This is a genomic window from Prosthecobacter sp. (assembly GCF_046154365.1).
Classification (GTDB): domain Bacteria; phylum Verrucomicrobiota; class Verrucomicrobiia; order Verrucomicrobiales; family Verrucomicrobiaceae; genus Prosthecobacter.
Genome location: NZ_JBJXFV010000208.1, coordinates 1 through 20,410, shown reverse-complemented (window position 1 = coordinate 20,410; position 20,410 = coordinate 1). Strand labels below are relative to the sequence as shown.

The 20,410-nt window shown below is 60.4% G+C and carries 18 protein-coding genes; 9 read left to right on the top strand and 9 right to left on the bottom strand.

All coding sequences use genetic code 11. From position 1 onward, the window contains the following. Positions 1 to 40: 40 nt before the first annotated feature. Positions 41 to 2,209, bottom strand: a complete 2,169-nt coding sequence (locus ACKVY0_RS26620) for a DUF1553 domain-containing protein (RefSeq protein WP_409217905.1) — start codon at positions 2,207 to 2,209, stop codon at positions 41 to 43. Positions 2,210 to 2,257: 48 nt separating this feature from the next. Between ACKVY0_RS26620 and ACKVY0_RS26615 the strand changes: the two genes are divergently transcribed. Then, positions 2,258 to 4,570 carry a hypothetical protein gene (locus ACKVY0_RS26615; RefSeq protein ID WP_409217904.1) on the top strand — a complete coding sequence of 771 codons (2,313 nt, stop codon included), beginning with the start codon at positions 2,258 to 2,260 and terminating at the stop codon, positions 4,568 to 4,570. An 8-nt stretch (positions 4,571 to 4,578) separates the two neighbouring features. On the opposite strand, the gene ACKVY0_RS26610 is transcribed toward ACKVY0_RS26615, so the two are convergent. Then, on the bottom strand, positions 4,579 to 5,757 hold the full coding sequence (locus ACKVY0_RS26610) for an enolase C-terminal domain-like protein (RefSeq protein WP_409217903.1): 1,179 nt from the start codon (positions 5,755 to 5,757) through the stop codon (positions 4,579 to 4,581). 295 nt (positions 5,758 to 6,052) lie between these two features. Between ACKVY0_RS26610 and ACKVY0_RS26605 the strand changes: the two genes are divergently transcribed. Both ACKVY0_RS26605 and ACKVY0_RS26600 read left to right on the top strand, forming a co-directional pair. Next, complete coding sequence (locus tag ACKVY0_RS26605; RefSeq protein ID WP_409217902.1) at positions 6,053 to 6,712, top strand: type IV toxin-antitoxin system AbiEi family antitoxin domain-containing protein; 660 nt, start codon at positions 6,053 to 6,055, stop codon at positions 6,710 to 6,712. After that, complete coding sequence (locus tag ACKVY0_RS26600; protein ID WP_409217901.1) at positions 6,709 to 7,638, top strand: nucleotidyl transferase AbiEii/AbiGii toxin family protein; 930 nt, start codon at positions 6,709 to 6,711, stop codon at positions 7,636 to 7,638. Before ACKVY0_RS26605 ends, ACKVY0_RS26600 begins: the two co-directional genes overlap by 4 nt. 10 nt (positions 7,639 to 7,648) lie before the next feature. On the opposite strand, the gene ACKVY0_RS26595 is transcribed toward ACKVY0_RS26600, so the two are convergent. Then, a complete protein-coding gene (locus tag ACKVY0_RS26595) occupies positions 7,649 to 7,816 on the bottom strand; it encodes a hypothetical protein (protein WP_409217912.1) in 168 nt (55 codons plus the stop codon). A gap of 173 nt (positions 7,817 to 7,989) precedes the next feature. On the opposite strand from ACKVY0_RS26595, the gene ACKVY0_RS26590 reads away from it, so the two are divergent. Further along, positions 7,990 to 8,322: a helix-turn-helix domain-containing protein gene (locus ACKVY0_RS26590; protein WP_409217900.1), complete on the top strand. Its 333-nt coding sequence runs from the start codon at positions 7,990 to 7,992 to the stop codon at positions 8,320 to 8,322. Beyond that, the gene (locus ACKVY0_RS26585; RefSeq protein WP_409217899.1) at positions 8,319 to 9,605 is read left to right on the top strand and encodes a type II toxin-antitoxin system HipA family toxin; all 1,287 of its coding nucleotides are present in this window, start codon (positions 8,319 to 8,321) and stop codon (positions 9,603 to 9,605) included. The genes ACKVY0_RS26590 and ACKVY0_RS26585 overlap by 4 nt, the downstream gene beginning before the upstream one ends. 12 nt (positions 9,606 to 9,617) lie before the next feature. Here the strand turns inward: ACKVY0_RS26585 and ACKVY0_RS26580 are convergent, their stop codons facing one another. Then, positions 9,618 to 11,048, bottom strand: coding sequence for a hypothetical protein (locus ACKVY0_RS26580; protein WP_409217898.1), 1,431 nt, complete (start codon positions 11,046 to 11,048; stop codon positions 9,618 to 9,620). Between the two features lie 103 nt (positions 11,049 to 11,151). Between ACKVY0_RS26580 and ACKVY0_RS26575 the strand changes: the two genes are divergently transcribed. Beyond that, entirely contained in the window at positions 11,152 to 11,493 is a 342-nt protein-coding gene (locus ACKVY0_RS26575) for a hypothetical protein (RefSeq protein ID WP_409217897.1), read from the top strand. A gap of 91 nt (positions 11,494 to 11,584) precedes the next feature. Further along, on the top strand, positions 11,585 to 12,208 hold the full coding sequence (locus ACKVY0_RS26570; protein ID WP_409217896.1) for a hypothetical protein: 624 nt from the start codon (positions 11,585 to 11,587) through the stop codon (positions 12,206 to 12,208). A 16-nt stretch (positions 12,209 to 12,224) separates the two neighbouring features. On the opposite strand, the gene ACKVY0_RS26565 is transcribed toward ACKVY0_RS26570, so the two are convergent. Next, positions 12,225 to 13,709, bottom strand: a complete 1,485-nt coding sequence (locus ACKVY0_RS26565; protein ID WP_409217895.1) for a sulfatase — start codon at positions 13,707 to 13,709, stop codon at positions 12,225 to 12,227. A gap of 22 nt (positions 13,710 to 13,731) precedes the next feature. Next, a complete protein-coding gene (locus ACKVY0_RS26560; RefSeq protein WP_409217894.1) occupies positions 13,732 to 14,487 on the bottom strand; it encodes a hypothetical protein in 756 nt (251 codons plus the stop codon). 151 nt (positions 14,488 to 14,638) lie between these two features. Here ACKVY0_RS26560 and ACKVY0_RS26555 point away from each other — a divergent pair, with 151 nt between their 5' ends. Together ACKVY0_RS26555 and ACKVY0_RS26550 are read left to right on the top strand one after the other, a co-directional pair. Beyond that, positions 14,639 to 14,965 (top strand): DUF6922 domain-containing protein, encoded by a 327-nt coding sequence (locus ACKVY0_RS26555; RefSeq protein ID WP_409217893.1) that lies wholly within the window; start codon positions 14,639 to 14,641, stop codon positions 14,963 to 14,965. Further along, positions 14,920 to 15,534 (top strand): nucleotidyl transferase AbiEii/AbiGii toxin family protein, encoded by a 615-nt coding sequence (locus ACKVY0_RS26550; RefSeq protein ID WP_409217892.1) that lies wholly within the window; start codon positions 14,920 to 14,922, stop codon positions 15,532 to 15,534. Before ACKVY0_RS26555 ends, ACKVY0_RS26550 begins: the two co-directional genes overlap by 46 nt. A gap of 6 nt (positions 15,535 to 15,540) precedes the next feature. Here the strand turns inward: ACKVY0_RS26550 and ACKVY0_RS26545 are convergent, their stop codons facing one another. The 3 genes from ACKVY0_RS26545 to ACKVY0_RS26535 all read right to left on the bottom strand — a co-directional run bounded on the left by ACKVY0_RS26545 (position 15,541) and on the right by ACKVY0_RS26535 (position 20,099). Beyond that, the gene (locus ACKVY0_RS26545) at positions 15,541 to 18,171 is read right to left on the bottom strand and encodes a c-type cytochrome (RefSeq protein WP_409217891.1); all 2,631 of its coding nucleotides are present in this window, start codon (positions 18,169 to 18,171) and stop codon (positions 15,541 to 15,543) included. A gap of 78 nt (positions 18,172 to 18,249) precedes the next feature. Beyond that, positions 18,250 to 19,767, bottom strand: coding sequence for a Fic family protein (locus ACKVY0_RS26540; protein WP_409217890.1), 1,518 nt, complete (start codon positions 19,765 to 19,767; stop codon positions 18,250 to 18,252). Between the two features lie 206 nt (positions 19,768 to 19,973). Next, positions 19,974 to 20,099 carry a PEP-CTERM sorting domain-containing protein gene (locus ACKVY0_RS26535; RefSeq protein WP_409217911.1) on the bottom strand — a complete coding sequence of 42 codons (126 nt, stop codon included), beginning with the start codon at positions 20,097 to 20,099 and terminating at the stop codon, positions 19,974 to 19,976. Between the last annotated feature and the right edge of the window lie 311 nt (positions 20,100 to 20,410).

The window sequence follows — 20,410 nt, the reverse complement described above, 5'->3', positions numbered from 1 at the left end:
GCGGCTTAATACGGCGGCTTGGTGACTTCTTTGTCCGCGCTCAGTGATTGAACACAAACTCCACCGTGTTCAGGAGCGACCATGCGAGATCCTCAATGGACTGGCGGCGTTTGTCTTGGCGCGTGGACAGGTGCTCCATGGCCTGCTGCCGCTCGGTTTCATCAGGAAAGCGGCTGAAGCAGACGAGCCAGAGTTCCTCGATGATTTGTGCGTCGCTCATGGAGGCGAGTTGGGTGAGCCTGCCGCCTGCGTGAGCGAGCTTGTTTTGCAGGTTGGGCGAGTTCATCAAATGCAGCGCCTGGCTGATGCTGGCGCCGGTGCTGCGCTCGCACACGCAGGGTGTGGTGCGTGAGGGACGACCGAAGAGTTTGAGGAAGTAATGCTGCTGCTGGCTGTCCCACAGCTCCACCGCGCGCGTGTTTGCGGGCACGCCGCTGAATTTCTCCGGCACACCCGTCACATCACACACGGCATCGAGCAGTGACTCGGCGGGCAGGCGGCGGAAGACGGCACGGCAGAAATTCTGAGTGTCGTTTTCGTTCGTGGCATTCGGCGTTGCGCTGAGCTGGTAGGTGCGCGAGGCGGTGATGAGCCGGATGAGAGCACGAGCGTCGAATTTTTGCTCAATGAGGTGCCGCGTCAGTGCATCGAGCAGCGCGGGATTACTCGGTGGATTCGTGGCGCGGAAATCATCCACCGGTTCGACGACGCCACGGCCCATGAAGTGCGCCCAAAGGCGGTTCGCCATGTTGCGTGCGAACCATGGGTTCTCTGGCGCGGTCATCCACTGTGCCAGCGCGGCGCGGCGGTCGCCGTCCGGCGTTGTGTCAGGCATCGTGGTGCCGAGCGCGTAAGACTGCACGATTTCCTTGGTGCGAGGATGCTTCACCTGTGGATTGCCTTGAATGATGAGCGCTTCGGCACCGCCGGCCTTTTTGTAGCTCACCTGCTCAAAAAAGGCGCGCATGCCATGATAGTCGCGCTGTGTCCAGCGGTCGGTCGGATGCTGGTGGCACTCCGCGCAGTTGATGCGCACGCCGAGGAAGACCTGCGAGAGCGACGCGGCCATCTCACCCGGTTTTTTGGCCACTTTGAAGAAGTAACCCGCTGGCTGCTCCACAAGCGGTCCCTGCGCGGTGAGCAAATCGCGAGCGAAAACATCCAGCGGCCGGTTTTCCGCCACGGCGGTGCGAATCCATGAGTGGTAATCATGCGCGGCGTGATGATCGAGCACGAGACGGTCCACGCGCAACAGATCCGCCCACTTTAAGGCCCAAAAGTCCGCGAACTCGGGCTTTTCGAGCAAGGCATCGACAAGGCGCGCGCGTTTGTCCTGCGCCGTGCTCTGCAAAAAGGCACGCGCTTCATTCACCGTCGGCAGGCGGCCGATGAGATCGAGCGTGGCACGGCGCAGAAAGGTCGCGTCATCGGCCACGGCGGAGGCCTGCAGGTTCATCTTGCGCAGCTTGGCCTGCACATGCTCGTCGAGATCATTGAAGGTCTCCGCGTTGGCCGCCACCGCTTCACCTGGACGCGGCACGATGGCATGAAAAATAGCGATGCGGCCAAGGTAGCGTGCCATGACGGCCGCCTGACCCACGGCGCTGCCGGTGGTGACCTCGCCACGCTCGCTGACCTCGGCGATGGCGTTGTCGTTCGACTGAAACTGTGCCAGCCAGGTCACATCTTGCTGTGTGCCGTCGCTGAGCACGGCTTTAATGCGCAGCGGCTGTTTTTGGCCGAAAGACATCACGCGCTCCACCGGCTCCACCGTGAGCGAAGCAATCTCCGCGCGGCCCTCGGTCGCAAACGGCGCACCCTGAGCCACCCAATCGCGCAGGATCGTGTATTCGCGCGAACCCGTCTTCATGCGCGAGCCGCCAGCGTGCGGCACCTCGCCAGCGGCCTTGCGCAGCAGCAGGCTGTGCTCCGGCGCGGTCAGCATGATGCGACGGCCACGTGACTGACGCGTGATCGCCTCATGATCGGCGGCGGGGTCCGCGCCGAAGATGGAAATCTTGAATCCATTCTGCCCGTCCGCCTTGCCGTGGCACGCGGAGCCGTTGCAACCGAAGCGACTCATCAAGGGCAGCACATCACGCACATAATCCACCGCACCGAGCGGTGTGGCGACGAGCAGGCAAAGCGGAAACAGAAAACGCACGCGGCAAACTACGGGCGGGCGGCTGACAAACTTGCCGTGTGTCATGGCCTCCGTGAAAGACGAGGATTCGCGGAGCTTTTGAAGAGGCTCCTCATGAAACTCATCGCAAACCTTTGCCTCACTGTCTTGCTGCTCGCTGCCAACGCCACCTTTGCCGCTGATCCTGCTCCGAAACCACCGGTCGTGAGGCAGCTCGGTGAGTTCGGCGACACGGGCGGCAAGGCGTTGCGCGAGACGTATGAGAAGGCCATCAGCGAACTGCGTAAAGTCGGCGGTGTGCTCGAAATTCCTGCGGCGGACTGGGCCGCGCTGCAAAACAAGCTGTTGCCGCTGCAAGGTCTCACTCGCACGCCGGAGCCGCCTGCGGAGACCAAGAAATGGGCGGACCAGCCAGGTGTCGTGCTGCTTTCCCACAATGGCAAAAGCGTCGTCGTGCAGGTGCCGCCGGTGACTGGATTGCGCATTGAGCGGCCGCTGCGGCTGGCTGATGGCGACAGTCTGCCGCATTGGGGCACGCATCCGGCCATCACCATCGACAGCGAGATCACCTACGGCTCATCGAGCTATCTCGACTGGCTGCAACTGCCGGTGAAGAAGGGCAAGGACCAGCGCTTTTACCTCGCCACGGTGCGCGGCATTCATCCGGGGCAGTTTCTCAATCTCCACGGCGGTCCAGGCTACGGCGGCGGCGTCACACGCGGCGTGGTGAAATCCGTGGGCTACGATGTCGAGAAGCAGCTGAGCTACTTCACCGCCGACACCGACCTCGATCATGTCGCGGGTGCCATTTTGCATAACAAGAGCAACACCGGCCTCGTCCACATGCTGCAGACCAGTCACAACGACAACCAGACGTACGATGTGAAAGTCATGCGCAACCAATACGCGCATGGCGACACCTACATGTACTACTGCGACTTCAACTACATGAGCAACATCCACTCCGCTGCGGGTGACGAGAATGGCAACTGCTACGCCGCCTTCATCCGCTCCAAGGAGGACAACTTTCGCAGCAAAGTCGAGAGCGTGGACTGGACGAAGGCGCAGCTCGTTTTCGACAAGGCTGCGGCTCACATCGAAACGCTCGGCGATTCGCGACCGCTGATCAATCTGAACCCCACCAAGCACCTCACCGCCGGCAAAGTCATCATCGTCGCCGGGCGCACCGACTATGACTTGCCCGACCGCAAGGCCAGTGTGTTTGAAGGCGTCGATTACACCACGTCGCTGGTCAAAAGCCCGGTGACGAACAGCGTGGAGCGCAAATTCGGCGGCCTCATTCGCGGTGACAAGGACTGCCAATGGACACGTGATGTCGTGGGCCGCTTCTTTGGCCTGAGCGATGCCAGCGAGAAGACGCCCAAGGGCGGCATGCGCTGGTATTTGATCACCCAATTCAAACAAAACGCCGATGCGACCAAGGAGATCGAAATCCAGCGCTTCTGGTGGGGTGCGAAGAGCGCCGGCAGTCCCACGCTCTACAAAACGGAGAACTACACCTGGGATGGTCATGTGCGGCCGCTGAGCTATGTGATCGCACCCGGTGCCTATGTGAACGATGTCTCGCGTGCCATCGCCGGTGGTGATCGCGGCGGTCAGCGCATTCTCGGAGTCGCTCCGCATGCCAGCGTCGGCACTCCGTTCGACTTCGCTGCCGGTGACGCGATCGAGCAAGCCATCGGCCCCGATCCCTTCAAACCGCAGGCTTTTCGTGTGTGGACCTGGGAAGACGTGCCAGGCCAGTATCCCGCTGCCATCATTGACGCCGCGAACAATGGTCAGACCTCACGCTACTCCGTCGTCAGTGTCAGCGGCGGCCCGGCGAACCTCGACGACGTGTCCAAACGTCACGAAACCAAACCGGCGTGGGACAATGTCATGGTCGTGAACACCGCCGCGACGGTGGGCCTCAATTTCAAAGCCGACTTCGCCCGTGCCGCATTGCTGTTTCAGCAGCCGCATCACGAGCAGGCCATCCACTGGCACTACGGCATGAAGCCCGAGTCCGATGATGACAAAGGCAAAACTGGCATCACCAAGGCCGTCACCACTCCCGCGCCCGATGTGCAAGTCGCCTCGCTTCAGGTACAACGCGAGAGCGGCGAATTTCAGTTTCAAGGCGGCGGTCTCAGCGCAGGCGGCAGCGTTTCAGCCGTCACCGGCCTCTCTGGCGATGCGAAACCCGCGAAAAACCTGCGCGGCAAAAATGTCGCCGTAGCCGCCAAGGCCACGACCTTGAAGGTTCGTTTCGCCACGCCCGAGGCTGACGCCGACTACGCCGTCTTCATCGAGCAATCCTGGATCGGCAGCCGCGCTGTCTCCAGCAAGACCGCCGAAGGCTTCACCCTCACCTTTGACAAACCCGCTCCTGATCAGGCCACGATCGACTGGATGCTCGTGCGCTGAGCAAAAATTCACCAGTCCGTCACCGCACCATCGGGGCTGAATTCACGCAGGACAATCTCCTGCTGGAAGGGATGCTTCTTCACCTCGGCTTCGTTGATGGTGATGCCGAGGCCGGGTTTGGTGTTCGGGCGGACGATGCGGCCTTTGGCTTCGATGGTGAAACCTTCCTCGACCACGTCCTGACGCCACGGCACGTCGTTGTGCACGGTTTCGCAGATGATGTAGCTCGGCTGTGAGAATCCGAATTCGAGCGACGCGGCGGTGCTGACGGGACCCTGCGGATTGTGCGGTGCCAAAGCGATGCGATGGGCCTCTGCGAGCGCGGCAATGCGTTTGGCGGCGCTGAGACCGCCGCAGTGCGTGATGTCGAGCTGGCAGATCTCGACCGCTCGCTTTTCAAACATGTCTTTGAAGGCCTCCAGGTTCGTCACGCGCTCGCCGCTGGCCACGGGCGTGGTGAGGGCGGCATTGATCTTCGCCAAGCCATCGACGGCCTCCGGCCAGCAGGGCTCCTCGAAGAAGTAGAGGCCGAAATCATCGAGTGCTTTGCCGAATTTGAGTCCCATGGCCGGCGAGGGCCGCGCATGGCAGTCAACCATGATGTCGATGTCCGGCCCCACGGCCTCACGCATCGCCGCGACGGCGGCTGCGGCAGCGCGTACGGGTTTCATGCCTTCGATGGGCATCGTGCTCGGCACCGCCATGCTTTTGAAGGCCATGTAACCATCCGCCACGGCCTGCTGCGCCAGTTCGGCGAAGCGTTTCGCGTTGTCGGCAGGCGTTTGATAAAAGTCCTCCATCTTTCCGCCGCCGAGGTGGCAGTAAGTGCGCACCCAATCGCGCACCGGACCACCGAAGACCTTCGAGAGCGGCATGTTCGCCACCTTGCCCACGATGTCCCACAGCGCGAGGTCGATGCCCGCGATGGCCGTGGCCCGCACAATGCCGTGCCCATGCCAGAAGTGCTGCCGATACATCATCTGCCACAGATACTCCACCCGCGTCGGGTCCTCGCCGATGAGCAGGTGCGACATGTCTTCAATCGCACCCACGATGCTCCGCGTGTGCCACTCCAGCGTCGCCTCCCCCCAGCCGATGAGGCCGGGCTGGTCGGTGACGACTTTAACAAAGACCCAGTTTCGCATCCGCGCATGGCAGACAAGGGTTTCGATGGCGGTGATTTTCATGGAATGGGAGGAGAGGGTTTTGAACCGCTGATATGACGCTAATGGAACGCTGATCAATCCATTAGCGTTCTATCAGCGTCACATTAGCGGTTAAAATCACAAACAAAACCCAGGCAGTGTGGTGATCTGCGGATGGAGCTGCAGGCGATACGCACAGCGGTCGAAAATACAGATGCCTGCTCACTTGGGGGCGACTTTTATGCAAGCTGGGTTTGGAATGGTCGGACAATTTAAAAGCCCAGCTACCTCGCATCCGATTCGGTCTGCACTATGCGCCCCGCCTCCCCTGGCTGTCATGCATACGTTTTTACTCCCATTGACACCAAGTGCAGTAACACGGTATGATCAGGGCATGCCAGCTAAACTGCCCAAAGAGATCCGCCCCCTTGCCAAGCAGAGCGTTTTTCGTGCGCGGGACCTAGCCCCCGTCGGAGTCCCCCGCTACCGGCTCAAACAGCTCGTGGAGGGTGGAGCGCTGCGAAGAACCGGGCGCGGGCTTTACATGCGCAAAAGTGCCGACATCACCGAGCACCATTCTCTTGCTCAACTGGCGGCAAGATGCCCCAAAGCCGTGATCTGTCTTCTGACGGCGCTTCGTTATCACGATCTGACCACGGAAAACCCCGAGGTGATCTATGTGCTCCTGCCGAAGGGAGTGAAGCGGCCACGGATCACGAATCCTCAGCTCGACATCACATGGGCCTCTGGGGAGAGCTATTCTCACGGCATCGAGGAGCACCTCATGGACGGTGTCACAGTGCGGATCACCAGCGCGGCCAAAACGGTGGCTGACTGTTTCAAACATCGAACCAAGGTCGGGATCACCGTGGCCGCTGAGGCCCTGCGCGATGCATGGCAGAAAAAGAAAGCCAGCTCAGACGAGCTGTGGCAGGCTGCCAAAGTGTGCCGGATGACGAACATCATGCGGCCCTATTTTGACATGCTGATCACATGAAGCCGAAACCCCCTCTCAAAAATGTGGCTGCATCAGTTCGCGACCGCCTGCTCAACGTGATGACGGAGAAGGGGCTGGACTACAACGTGCTTCTCACCCGCTATGCCATCGAGCGCCTGCTGTTTCGGCTCGTCGCCTCCAAATACCGGACTCAGTTCATTCTCAAAGGAGCGATGCTGTTTGCCGCGTGGCAGCACATTCCCCATCGCGTGACCAAAGACGTGGATCTGCTGGGTTTTGGCGATTCCTCCCCTGAGGCATTGAAGGCCGTATTTGCCGAGATCTGCGCGGAGCCTGTCGAGGACGATGGCGTGGTGTTTGAGCCTGCTTCTGTTCAGGCTGAGTTGATCCGTGCTGAAGAGATCTATGTCGGAGTTCGCGTCACGCTTCAAGGAATGCTCGGCAGCGCCAGGCTACACGTTCAAGTGGATGTGGGCTACGGCGACGGCTTTGCCGTTGAACCCGTGCTGCTGCAAATTCCGTCCCTCATCGGAATGCCGGCCCCGGAAGTTCGCGCCTATCGCATGGAGACATCCATCGCTGAAAAGTTCGAAGCTGCCGCCACGCTGGGACTCTTGAACACACGCATGAAGGACTACTTTGACTTGTGGCACCTCGCCAAAGGCTTTGCCTTTGAGGGGCGAGCCGTCAGTGAATCCATCCGAGCCACCTTTGAGCGACGCGCCAAGGCACTTTCTGCGGTTGTGCCCGTCGGATTCACCGAAGAGTTTTGGAGCGATCCAAGACGCCAGGCCATGTGGGCAGCGTTCGGCAAAAAGTCCGTGCGGACCAAGCCGTTTCCGCCTCTGGAAGAGGTCGTGACATTCGTTGCGACCTTCATCGTTCCTCCCGCCCTGGCAGCAAGCCGAGGCGAAACCTTCGACCAAAACTGGCAGCCCGGCGGACCGTGGCTGTCCAAAGCATGAATACGCAGGCTTATCGAATAAGGCCCCTGCCAGGCATTCCGTTCAATTTCGCGCTCAATCCATCAAGCGTCGCCTCGCCCCAGCCGATGAGGCCGGGCTGATCGGTAACGACTTTGACAAAGACCCAGTTTCGCATCCGCGCATGGCAGACGAGCGTTTCGATGGCAGTGATTCTCATGATGGAGAAGAGAGGCTTTGAACCGCTGATAAGACGCTAATGGGACGCTGATAAATACATTAGCTTCATCTCAGCGACTCGTTTGAGCATCCGAGAAACGACTCGACACCCGCGCCATAAAGAACGATACATGAGCCAATAAATGATTTATCAACTCATTGATGAACTTTAATATGCGCTCGAACACCCATGATCTTTTCCCGCCTGGACTGCGCCGCTCCTTGACGAAGTTTGGTGCTGATCTGGCCCGTGCGAGGCGTAAACGCCATCTCACCGTCGCGATGATGGCGGAGCGTGTGGGCGTGGCGAAGAGCACCTACACGCGCATCGAAAAGGGCGACGCCGCTGTCGCGATGGGCGCGTATGCGATGGCGCTCTTCGTGCTGGGTTTTGGCGAGGCGCTGGGCGAGCTGGCGGACACCCGCCGCGATGACACGGGCCTCCTGCTAGACGAGGAGCGGCTGCCCAAACGCATCCGTGTGAAAAAAACTCCCGGCTCACGATGAAGCGAACGATCCAAGTCTTTCTGGGAAACGAGGCACGCCAGATCGGCACGCTGCATTTCGATGCAGTGGGCACACGCCAGCGGGCCGCCTTTGAGTATGCGGATGCCTGGCTGAAGAGCGCGGATCGTTTTGCGATTGATCCAGCGCTGCCGCTGGTGACGGGGCCGCAGTTTCATCCGACGTCGAAGGAGGGTTCCGTGTTTCACGCGGCCATCGCGGACACGGAGCCGGACGGCTGGGCGCGGCGTGTGATCCTGCGCGACCATGCCAAGCGTCGCCAGCAGGCACGCCGCGCGGGTGAGCAAGCGCCGCAGGCCGCGTTGAACGACATGGACTTTCTCCTGGCTGTGGATGATGCCAGCCGCGTCGGAGCGCTGCGTTTTTGCGACGAACAGGGCGTCTTTTGCCGGGCTGCTGAGCCTGGACGCCGCACCGCGCCGCCTCTCGTGGAGTTGGGGCGGTTGCTGGCGGCGACGCATGCGGTGGAGTCGGACAGCGAGACCGCCGCTGACCTCGCCTACCTCCGGGGAAATGGCACCTCACTCGGCGGCATGCGCCCGAAATGCACGGTCGTGGATGATGATGGCCGTCTCTCCCTTGGCAAATTTCCCAGTGTGAAAGACGAGCGCGCCGTGACTCATGGCGAGGTGTTGGCCATGACGCTCGCCAAAGCCGCAGGCATCTGTGTGGCCGAGGCTCGCCTCATCGAAAGCGCGGGCATGGCCGTGGCCCTCATCCGCCGCTTTGACCGCACCCCGGAGGGCGGCAGGCTCATGTACGTCTCCGCCGCCACGCTGCTGGGCGCGGACACCACGAGCGGCCGCGAGCATCATTACACCGAGATCGTGGATGCCATCCGCAGGCATGGAGCGGCGGCGCAGGAGGATATTGACGAGCTATGGCGGCGGATCGCCTTCTCCATCCTCATCACCAATGTGGACGACCATCTGCACAACCATGGTTTTCTCCATCTGCATCACGGCCACTGGCAGCTCGCCCCCGCTTTTGATCTGAATCCCTTCCCCGAGCGCCTGCGTGAGCTGAAGACCTGGATTTCGGAGGAAACCGGCCCGGAAGCGAGCATCGACGCGCTCATGAGCGTCATTGCCTACTTCCGCCTGCCCCTGCCGAAGGCAAAGCAGATCCTCCGCGAGGTCGAAAGCGCCGTCTCCCGCTGGCGCGAGGTCGGCCGTGCGCTTGGAATGAGCAAAAGCATGCTTGAGGCATTTGACGAAGCCTTTGAGCACCCCGAACGCAGTGCTGCCCAGCGCGCGATGCGTTGAGAAATGAGGGCTTCAAGCCGACGCCGTGATGCGCGCCGCCACCGCTTCAATCAATTGCTCCAAACTCCCCGCTGCGACGACAGCGATGCTTTCTTGGTAGATACCGGTGTCGTAAAGCTCGCGTGGCGGCAGATAGGAGGCTCCCCAGTCGGCGGCGATGGTGGCGATGAGGATGATTTTGTCGGGGAAGCGGCGGCGGAGTTCGGTTTGGAGGTGGCTGTAGCTTTCGCCTTGGACGCCGAGCCAGAGGGCATCGCCGAGGTGCCAGAGGGCGACTTGGAGGGGATAGGTTTCGCCGCGTGGGAGCTGGTGCAGGCGATGGAGGAGGCGGGTTTTGCGTTCGGCCATGGCGCGGCTGTCGGCGGCGCGGGTTTCATCGCCTGCGGCGCGGGCAGCGGCTTCGTCGGCCTTGAATTGATCGAGTTCGGCCTGGGTTTGCTCGATGGTGGGCTGGCCGGGCCGATACTTCAGCGGCTCATGCCAGCGTTGGAGCTTCCAGGTGGCTTTTTCGTCGATGTCGATGCTTTGATGCTTCCACGCGCCGAGCGTGGCACCAGAGACGACGGGGCCGGCATAGACAAAGGTCGTCCCAGCGGCAGGAAGGGCGGTGAGGGCCGAAAGCGCGGCGTAACCGAGTTCGCGGCCGTTTCGATCCGCGACGGCGGTGTCGCCGACAAAGCCTTCGCGCGGGCCGAGTTCGCCGCTGGCACCTTGCAGGAACAAACACGGAGCGCCGGTGTCACGTTCGACGAGTTCTCGCATCGCGCCGATGTAGTCGGGGCTGATGAGCGTGTTTTCCCATGCGAGCGTGGTGGGATGGCAGGCGTAGTTCACGATGCTGGCGAGCATGTTTCCCGCATCATCGGTCACGCGGGCGACGATGACGGTGTCGTCGGCAGGCACGCCGGGATTGTGGCCGCAGACGAACTGCTTCCCGTCCCAAAAATCGCGATGCGTGGCCAGCGAGCACTTTCCACGGCCATACACGATGCCCGCGGGTTGTAGCGCCGCGATGGCGTCGCGGATCAAAGCACCTGCCTTTTCGCCGAGCGACTGCAAATACGGCGGAATGAGATCGCCGCCGGCCAACGAGGCACGATCCAGGCCCATCAAGCCCGCACCATGCGTGTGCGAGAAGACGACGAGGATTTCCTCCTTCGCCACACCGCCAATCTCCGCCGCTTGAGCGACGAGATTCGCATGCTCGGTGGCTCCCATCACGCAATGATCGAGTGCGAGCAGGATTTGCCGCTCGCTGCCTTCCATCAGTGCAAAGACGGCCACGGTGGCCCGCAGCGGGCGATGCACGCCTGTGGCCCGCTCATGCTTCGCCGCGCCCCACATGCGATGATAAATGTCCGCTGGCGGTGTGATGTCGCACCACGCCAGTGCGAAGAGGCAGCGGCTTTGCGGCGTGGGATCGGTAGTGCGGGCAACGGTCATCTGATTGGTAGAATGATGAAGCGTAAAATGATGGGGAAGCAGGATTCCTTCAGAACATCATTTTACCCGCCATTATTTTACCAACCTGCTGCGTGGTTCTGCCATGAAACAGCTCCTCATTGCTCTCCTGGCTTTTTCCTCCCTTTCTGCCGATCCCATCAACATCGGCTCACGACGCGATTTGTTCGTGGATGACGTCCTGATCGACAAACTCACCGGCAAGGCGGAGCAACGATTGCATCATCCGCAGCCGCAGGAAATCGCCATCACGCACGACATGCCGTGGGAGGGCAGCGGCAGCGGCTATCACAGCATCTTTCGCGATGGGGACAAATATCGCATGTATTACAAGGCCTGGCAGCTCACGGTGACAGATGGGAAGGTCAACACGGGCGAGCATCCGCTGTTCTGCTGCAACGTGGAAAGCGATGACGGCATTCACTAGCGGAAGCTGGAACTCGGCGTGCATGAGTTCAAGGGTTCGAAGGCCAACAACATCGTCATTCCGCATGGCATGATGGGGACGGTGAATCCCGATGGCGCTGCCGGAACTGGAGCACCGCGAATGGCGCTCGAAGGCAAATCAACGCTACGGCACGGCTATCACGGAAGGATTGCTCATGGCCAGCCGCGATGGCGTGACATTCAAGCGCTGGAACGAAGCCTTCCTGCCGCCGGGCATCGAGCGCGAAGGCACCTGGAATTACGGGCAGCAATACATCGCGTGGCATGTGGTCGAGACGAAATCTGCGCTCGCAGGCGCACCGAATGAACTCTCGCTCTATGCGGGCGAAAACTACTGGACCGGCACCAGCAGCGCCCTGCGCCGCTACACGCTGCGGCTGGATGGCTTCGTCTCCATTCATGCACCGATGAAGGGCGGTGAGCTGATCACCAAGCCGATCACTTTCACCGGCAAAGCCCTCACGATGAACTTTGCCAGCTCCGCCGCTGGCGGCATTCGAATTGAGATTCAGGGCGCAGATGGCAAAGCGCTGCCAGGCTTCACGCTCGCTGATGCCGAGCCGCAGTTCGGCGACACCATCGAGCGCACCATGACCTGGAAGAATGGCAGCGATGTCAGCTCGCTCGCTGGGAAGCCGGTGCGGCTGCGCTTTGTGCTGAACGACGCGGATCTCTACTCATTTCAGGTCCAATAGGCAGGTTGCGGACAACTCACTGCTGGTAATCCGCGCCGGTGAGGCTGTGGAGCACGGACCGCTGCCATTCGTGCAGTTGCGTTTGTAGTTTTTCGGCCGTGGCGGGTTGCTGCTCGATGAGATTGGTCTTCTCGGCGGGATCAGATTGGAGGTCGAAGAGTTCGTGCTTGGGGTCGCCTTTGTTTTGCTCGTGGATGACGAGCTTGAAGTGGCCGTCGATGATGGCGCGGGGGCCGAGGTAGTCGGCGTCAGTGATCGTGGGGTGGCGGAAGTTGGAGAAGTCGCGCGTGGCTTTGCCCCCGGCCATTTTGGCGAGCGGCGTGGTGCCTTGTTGCAGCTTCGGGTCGATGTATGGCTCGCCTTTGGATTTGCCGATGTTGCATTCCCAAACGTAGAGAGGCTTCGAGCGTTCGGTCATCTTGCCATCAAGCAAGGGTGTGAGGTCGATGCCGTCGATGGGTCGATTTGGCAGCGGCTGGCCGGTGATGGCGGCGAGTGTGGGCAGCAGATCGCTGGTGGTGGCGCGGACGCTGGTGGTGCGCGGCTGCGGAATGCGCGCGGGCCATTCGATGAGGCCTGGGACGAGCGTCCCGCCTTCATAGACCTGGCCTTTTACGCCACGATGCGGAAACCCTAGCGCGGCATCGGCGGAAGTGCCGTTGTCGCCGCAGTAAAAGAGCAGCGTGTTGTCGCGCAGACCTTGTTTGGCGAGATGTTTTCTCAACGTGCCGATGGCGCGGTCCATGGCGGTGATCTCCGCATAGCGCTCGCGCAGGACTTCGCCTTGAGGCCGCTGTGTCGGACCGCCCGTTTCGTTTGAGGTGAGTTTGACCTTTTTCGTGTATTTCGCGGGCAAGTCGTCGTAGAGCGCGAGGTCTGCGGGCAAGCCGCTGTAAGGCTCATGCGGCGAGCCGAACCACACGATGGTGAAGAAGGGTTTGCGGGATTGTTTCGCGCTGTCGATGAAGCGGATGGCCTCGTCGATGAGGATCGCGGAGCTTTCGCCTTTGAAAACCTGCGGCGGGCCGCCGTTGCGCGAGAGCGCAGGATTCAGCTCGAAGAAGTTGTCATGCGAGAGGCACTCGTGAAATCCCATCGACAGCGGACTGACAGGTGACTCCTTTTTCACCGCGCCGACATGCCATTTGCCGAAATGACCGCAGTGATAGCCGGCTTGGCTCAAAAGATGTGCGCTGGTGATCTCCTCCGGCCGGAACGACCAGCCCGGCGCGAACGTGCCCATGCGATTCGGGTGCCGACCCGTGAGAAAACTCGCCCGCGTCGGCGAACAGCTCGGATGCGCGGAATGGAAACGATCCATGCGCAGCCCTGTGGCGGCCATTTCATCCAATACAGGCGTCTTCACATGCGGATGACCGTGATAACCGGTCTCCTCCCAGCCGTGATCATCGCCCATCATGAGGATGATATTCGGCGTGGCGGCTTGGAGAGCAGCGCAACAGGCGGTCAGGCACAGGGAGAGAAGCAAAGATGTTTTCATGAGATGAGATGTGTGCAGGCTTTCAACGCACCTTCCAGATCTTCACATCGTCGATCCAGACGGTATTGTTCACCAAAAAGCTGAACCAGCGCTTCATCGGGTGCGCAAAGCCTTCGGAGCGGTGCTTCGCGAGCAGCTTGCTGTCGATGCTCAAGCGCATTTCATCGCCTTCGGTGACGAGGACGAGTTCATGCCATTCGGTATCGGCGTGGTAAGGCACGGTGATGCTCTTGGTCTTCAGCAGTGTTTCCAAGTCGGCGGGAATCTTCTCTTTCTTGGCCACGGCATCGTCGCGGCGCTTGCGATTTTCGAGGTTCATGATGCCGGTCTTGTGATCGACGAGGGTGATGCTGCTCCGCGAAAGAATACCGTAGCAGAGATGACCGGCATGGACGCCTTTCGTCGTTTCACGGTCCACGTAGCCGAGTTGCAGCGTTTCGCCTTTGTTGAGGCCGGGAAAGCGGAAGCGCGCCACCGCGCCGCCATCAGCAAAGCCTGCCTCATGATGAATATGCGCTGCATGTTTGGCCTCGATGGATGCGCTGGCAATTTTCAAGAGGCCCTCATCCAGATCCGCCATCTTGATGTGCGGCACGCGATCCGCCGTGGCGCTGTTCCAACCGTTGCCGATGGCCTTGGCGAGGTTGCCGTCCTCCTCGCGCTCAAAGGCATCATGGAAGATGAGCGCACCTTTTTCACGGAGCCAGGTGGCGTCATCTCGCGGCTCGGCAGCACTCAGAGAAACGGCAAGAAGGAGAAGAGCGAGGACACGGTGCATGATGCGAGAACGAGGAGCCTGCGTGGATGTTGCACCGCAGAGGACACAGAGGATGAGAGAGTAGTTTCATGAAAAACTGGTATCGTTGGCAGGGGGAGGTTTCTGGCTGATGACGGGTTGAGGTTTGGAGAGAGGCGAGCACCTTCGTCTGATGGAATTGTCCAAGCCCGCCAATCGTCCGACAAAAACGCCGCTGGGACTACCCAAGGGGTGGTTTTGGGATGTGGACCCGGCGAAGCTCGATCTGGAGAAACATGCAAAGCAGATCATTGAACGCGTGTTGGTCGTGGGGGCGCTGGAAGGCTGGCGTGCCATTCGGCGGCACTATGGAGATGAACGTCTGCGCAGTGTGGTGACGCAGCTTCGCAGCATTAGCCCGCAAAACGTCGCCCTGCTCTGCCTAGCGCTTGGATTGAGAAAGGAGGACTTCCGATGCTGCACTGCGAAGCCGTTCCCCCAGGCACCCTGGATTTATTGAAGCGGCTTTGTGCGCATCCAGCTACGGAGGGTTTCGCCTTGGTTGGAGGCACCTCACTGGCGCTTCGCTTCGGGCACCGCATGTCGGTGGACCTCGACTTCTTCCGCCCGGAGAAGTTCGACAACAAGATCGTGTCGGCGGCCCTGGCGGCGGATTTCCCATCTTTTCAGCTCACGAACGACAACAGCAATGGCATGATGGCCTTCGTCGAGGATGTGAAGGTGGGCTTTGTGACCTATCCATATCCACTGCTGCATCCGTATGAAACGGTTGAAGGGGTACGAATGATGAGCCTGCCTGATGTGGTCGCGATGAAGCACGGGGCCATCAGCAATCGCGGGGCGAAAAAGGATTTCTACGACCTGCACACGCTGCTCAAGGAGCTGGGACTGGATAAGGTGCTGGACTGCTACGCCCGCAATTTTCCCAACCATGACCCCATGATCCCGCTGCGCAGCATGATCTACTTCGATGACGCCGAGGACACGGAAACACCGGCGACCCTCATCAAAACGACTTGGGCCAAGGTGAAGGCGGACATTCAGAAGGCCGTGCGTCCGGCTTTGTGAGTCTCCTCACTTACCAAACATCGCGTGCTCCTTATTTCCGCCGCTGAGGACGTAGGCGAGGAGGTCGAGGATTTCGTCTTTTTTGAGCATGGCGAGCAGCATCGGGGGCATGGGGGAGACTTTGCTGAGTTCGATGCTCTTCACTTCTTTGCGATCGACGTTCACACGCTGATTGGGGTCGGTGAGGTCGGTGTTGAGGGTGACGCCGTCGCCGCTGAGGTTGACGACGACGCCGGTCATGATGCTGCCGTCGTTTTTGGTGACGACGATGGGGGCGAACTGCTCGTTGATGACGTTGCTGGGGTTGATGATCTGGTCGAGCAGGTCGTGCGGGCTGTAGCGTCCGCCAGCGCCGGTCAAATCAGGGCCGGTCATGCCGCCCGCATTGCCGAAGCGGTGGCAGGTGTAGCAGGCGGCGGCGCTGAACATCTTCCGGCCGTTCTCAAAGCTGCGGCCTTTCATGCCGGTCTTGGTGGCGGCACTGAGTTCGTCGAGCGTCCACATCGTGGGTGTGCGGCCCACGAACATGGCACCGACGTTTTCGATGGCGGTTTTGCGCTCGGGTTTCTTCGCGATGAGCTCGGCGAACTGCGTTTTCTCGGCGTCGGTGAAGGTGCTGAGGGTGTCGTTGCGGATGAACTCAATGAATTTGTCGAAGCTGGAGCCGCCTTTGTAGTTCGCGGCCTTCAGGAACCATTCGAGCTGCTGCGTGCGGAGTTCCGGCGTCCAACCGGCTTTGAGGAAGCGCAGGCTACGGGCGTATTCCATCTGCGGCTCCTGGCTTTCGGCGGCGGCGATGAGGGCCATGCCTTTCGCGGCGGCGCTGGGTGACTGGAGGTAGGCCAGCGTTTCGGTGAGCAGCCAGTTGAGCTCAAAGTTGTCGGCGGGATACGCGGGATCGAGTTTCGCGATGATCGCGGCGACGGTGGCGTCGTCGGGATTGCCAAAGCGGTGCAACACGATCTCGATGAGGCGCACGTAGCCGAGGCGTTGCTCGGGCGTGAGTTTGGCGAAGTCGTGCTTCAGCAGCGCAGCGAGGATGGCGTCGCGGGATTTGGCATCGGGCTGATAGGATGGATCGGTCCGATGGGTCTGGCAAACGCCGGTGCGGCGGGTGAGAGCGAGCAACGCTTCGAGCTGCGCGGTGACGTTGGTTTCGGCGAGGGCTTTGTCCCGCCATTCGGCGAGCGGCTGATGCTCCAGCGCGGTGCGTGCGGCGGCGCGGATGTAGCGGTCGGTGCTGCTGAGATGCGGCCAGGCGGTGGAGACGGCTTTGGGGTCTTGTTTGCCGTGGAAGGCTTCGAGGATGCGGCGTGGCTCACTTGGCGGCGCTGAGCCGCTTTGACCACCGATTTGGATATCCGTCCTCTCTGTGCCCGTGTAAGTCACCCGATACAGCCCGCTCTGCACGCGGCGGCCGCCGATGGTGAAATACATCGCGCCATCTTTGCCGATGATGGCATCGCTCACGGGCAGCGGGCCGCCGGTGACGAATTCTTCCTTCGTGGCGGTGTAGGTGCTGCCGTTCAGCTTCAGATGCACGGCGTAGATTTTGCCCCAGCTCCAGTCGAGCGCGTAGAAAGCCTCCTGGTATTTCACGGGGAACTTCGCGCCGTAGCCGAAGGTGCAGCCGGTGGGCGAGCCGGGGCCGATGTTCAGCGTGGCGGGCAGATTGTCGATGTAGAACTCGGGATACTTGCCCGCGCCGTTGCGCCAGCCGAACTCCGCGCCGCTGACGACGTGGTTGATGCGCGTGGGGCGATACCACGACGTGTTGAAGTCATACTCCATGTCCGCGTCATAGACGAAGAGCTCGCCTGCGCGGTTCACGCCGCCGTCGTAGATGTTGCGGAAGCCACTGGCGAAGATCTCGAAGGTCTTTCCATCCGGCGTGAAGCGATACACGATGCCGCCGGGCGCCATGACGTGGCGGTTGTGACCGCGACCGTCCGGCATGCGCGGCAGCAGATGGTCATCGCCCCACAGTTTGGCGACGGGCGAGCTGTCCGGTGTGCCGGCCTTCGGGCCTTCTTTGAGCACGGCGTTGTTGCCGCTGATGAGGTAAAGGCCCTTGCCGTCCGGCGTCTTCAAAATGGCATGCACCCCGTGGTCGCTGCCCGCGTCGAACTCACGCAGCATCTCGACTTTGTCCGGCATGTCGTCGCTGTTGCTGTCGCTGATGCGGTAGATGCCGCTGGGGATCTTTTTCTCGTAATCATTCACGCCGACATACAGCGCCCCGAAGGCAAAGAGCATGCCGTTCACGCCGCGGATGTCGGCAGGCACCTTTTCGATGTCGCCAGCGCTCAGCGTCTGGCCTGCGGCGGGCGCTTTGAAGCGGTAGAGCATGCCATACTGGTCGCTCACGTAGATGCGGCCCGCGTCATCCGTCGTGAGGTTCACCCACGAGCCCTGCTCGCCGCCCGGCACGCTGTAAATGAGCTCCACCTTGAAGTCCTTCAGCGTCTTGATGTTCGACACCGGCGTCGCCACATTCGCGCCAATCGCCGGCCCGACCGCGTCGGGGCGTTTGGGCTTGGCTTTGCCTTTTCCCTTCGCCTTGGCGTCTTGAGCCATCAAAGAGCACGGCAAAGTCAGGGCGGAGAGCAGCAGGGAGGTGAAAAGCAGTCGTTTCATGGTTGGTCGCGTGGTTAAACGCCCGCACCTGTCAAAACATGCCAGCAAAAGCTGTGTCGGATCTGGCAAGGAGGAGGCTTATTCGTCAGACGTCTTTAAATCGTAGGCAGCTCGCAGCGCTTCTTCGAGCAGGTCCATCTCCTCAGAAGTGATCATCGAGAAGGCAGGCAGCTTGCGTTTGGACTTGGATAAACGCCCATCATTCTGAAGACACAGCTTGATGAAAAGGTTGGCCGTCGTTTCGGGCAGGTCCACCACGTCACGCATGGCTTTCCTAGCAGCGTCATAGCGGTGCAGATAGCGCAGCTCAGCGGGTAATTCCGTTTCGATGGTCTCCTCGATAAACCGATACAGGGCCTCTGCCATCACGGTGCAGTCCACATAACGGAAACAATCCAATGTTTCATTGAGCACCTTCATGCCACCCTGCGCATCGAGTTCATAATCAGTCCGCTCCTTCAAAGGAACCGAAAAAGCTTCCAGCGAGGCATCATACTGTGCTGGCCGGTTCAGGATCACTGCAGAGACGGGCAAGAGCACGCCGGGTGGACCGAATTTTCGGCGGGCCAGCACATGATGAATCAGGAAGCGATGGATGCGGCCATTCCCATCAAGAAAGGGGTGCATGAAGACGAACAACCAGGCAACAGCGGCCGCAGCAGCGATGGGCGGCACGAACTCAGTCTCTGCAAGCTGAGCGGAACATGCCAGCCATTGGCGCATCAAGAAATCGATGTCCTCGGCCTTGGGGGGCACGAGATGGATGTCCTCCATGCCGGGTGCGAGTGTCTGCCCGACGTAGTTTTGGGTCTGCCGCCAGCCATCGGCGGCGAAGCGGGGGTCCACGATGGCTTGCTGGAGGGCGACAAGAGCCTTTTCGTTGAGGAAATCTTCACGCGCAGACCGCTCCAATTGCGCCATGAATTGCTCGGCCCGCTTCTGCGTGGGAGTCTCCCGCTCGATGGCATAGGAGGTGCGCGTTTCCTTGGCATACAGGAAACGCATGGCTCGATGGAAAACCTCCGGTGGCACCTCTTGAATGGCCCTGGCACAGCGGGCATGCAGTTCCTGATCGCGTTCAGGCTGGATGGTGCGGGTGCGCCGCAGCAGGGGTGAAAAATCCAGCGTGTGGAGCAGATTGTCCACGATTCGCCAGCGGGGCTGGCGTGTTCCTGGACGTGTGAAATACAGCTCCCGGTCCATCAGATCGACGTAGTTGCCCATCTTCATGTCCTCAAAAGGAAGGCGCTGAGCGGAGAAGGCCTCGAAAAGATAGGCGATTCTGCGTGCATAGATCCCCGAAGGTTTCGAAGCCACATACGCCGCTACCTCGTCCAAAGACAGGCGCGGCAAGACCGCACGAAGTAAGGCCAGGTGCAGACCTTCGCGCTTAAGAGCGAATTCGAGGTGGTCAAAGATCGTCTCCGTCCGGTGCTGGCCCTGCGGATAGATTTCGATCAGCCTGCCACCCTCTTCGCGGCTTTTCCGGCCGGTTTTGCCGACGTAAGACTCGACGTGGTAGGGCATCGGATTGACCTGAAAATGCCGACACACCCACTGGTAGCCGATCGGTTCGAGATGGAGGTCAGCATTCATCGTGGGCAGAGGCAGTAAGGCGGGAAGCCTTTGATGACTCTGGCTCATCCACTCTCGAAAATCATTACGAAACTCGGATTTTCGTTATTTCCGCCCTCTTCGGCCCAGAAATCGTTACGGATGCCTGTGGCCCAGCTCGGCACCCATCCGGCAAGGATCGACGGGTTCACTTTTTGAGCATCTTCCCGCCATCTTCCATTCAGCCCTTACGCTTTGCCCTGACGCCGGCGGCGGAACACGATCCCGGCCACGCCCAAGCCGAGGAGAAGCGCACGGGAGGGTTCTGGGACTGCGCCGACAAGAACGTCAAAATTGTCAACGATATTACCCACACTATCCCTCAAGAAGAGGGCATGGTTGCTACTGGGTGTCAAACCCAAGTCGGCGAGTGTCTTGCCATTGAAAGTGAGGCTACCAGAAAAAGCAGCACCAGACGTGTAGCCTTGGCGCACATGCAAAAAACCATTAGCAACGTAAAACGGATCTCCTGTGGTTGAAGTCGCGAAGGTAGAGACAGGGTGCGTCGCCGGAATGATGTAGATTAGAGGGCTATAGATTCTCAAAAATACCAGTGTACCCTATGGCTATTCTATGCCTTAGAGTGAGAATGGAGTTGAACATCAAGCCGCTGAAAGATAGCCAC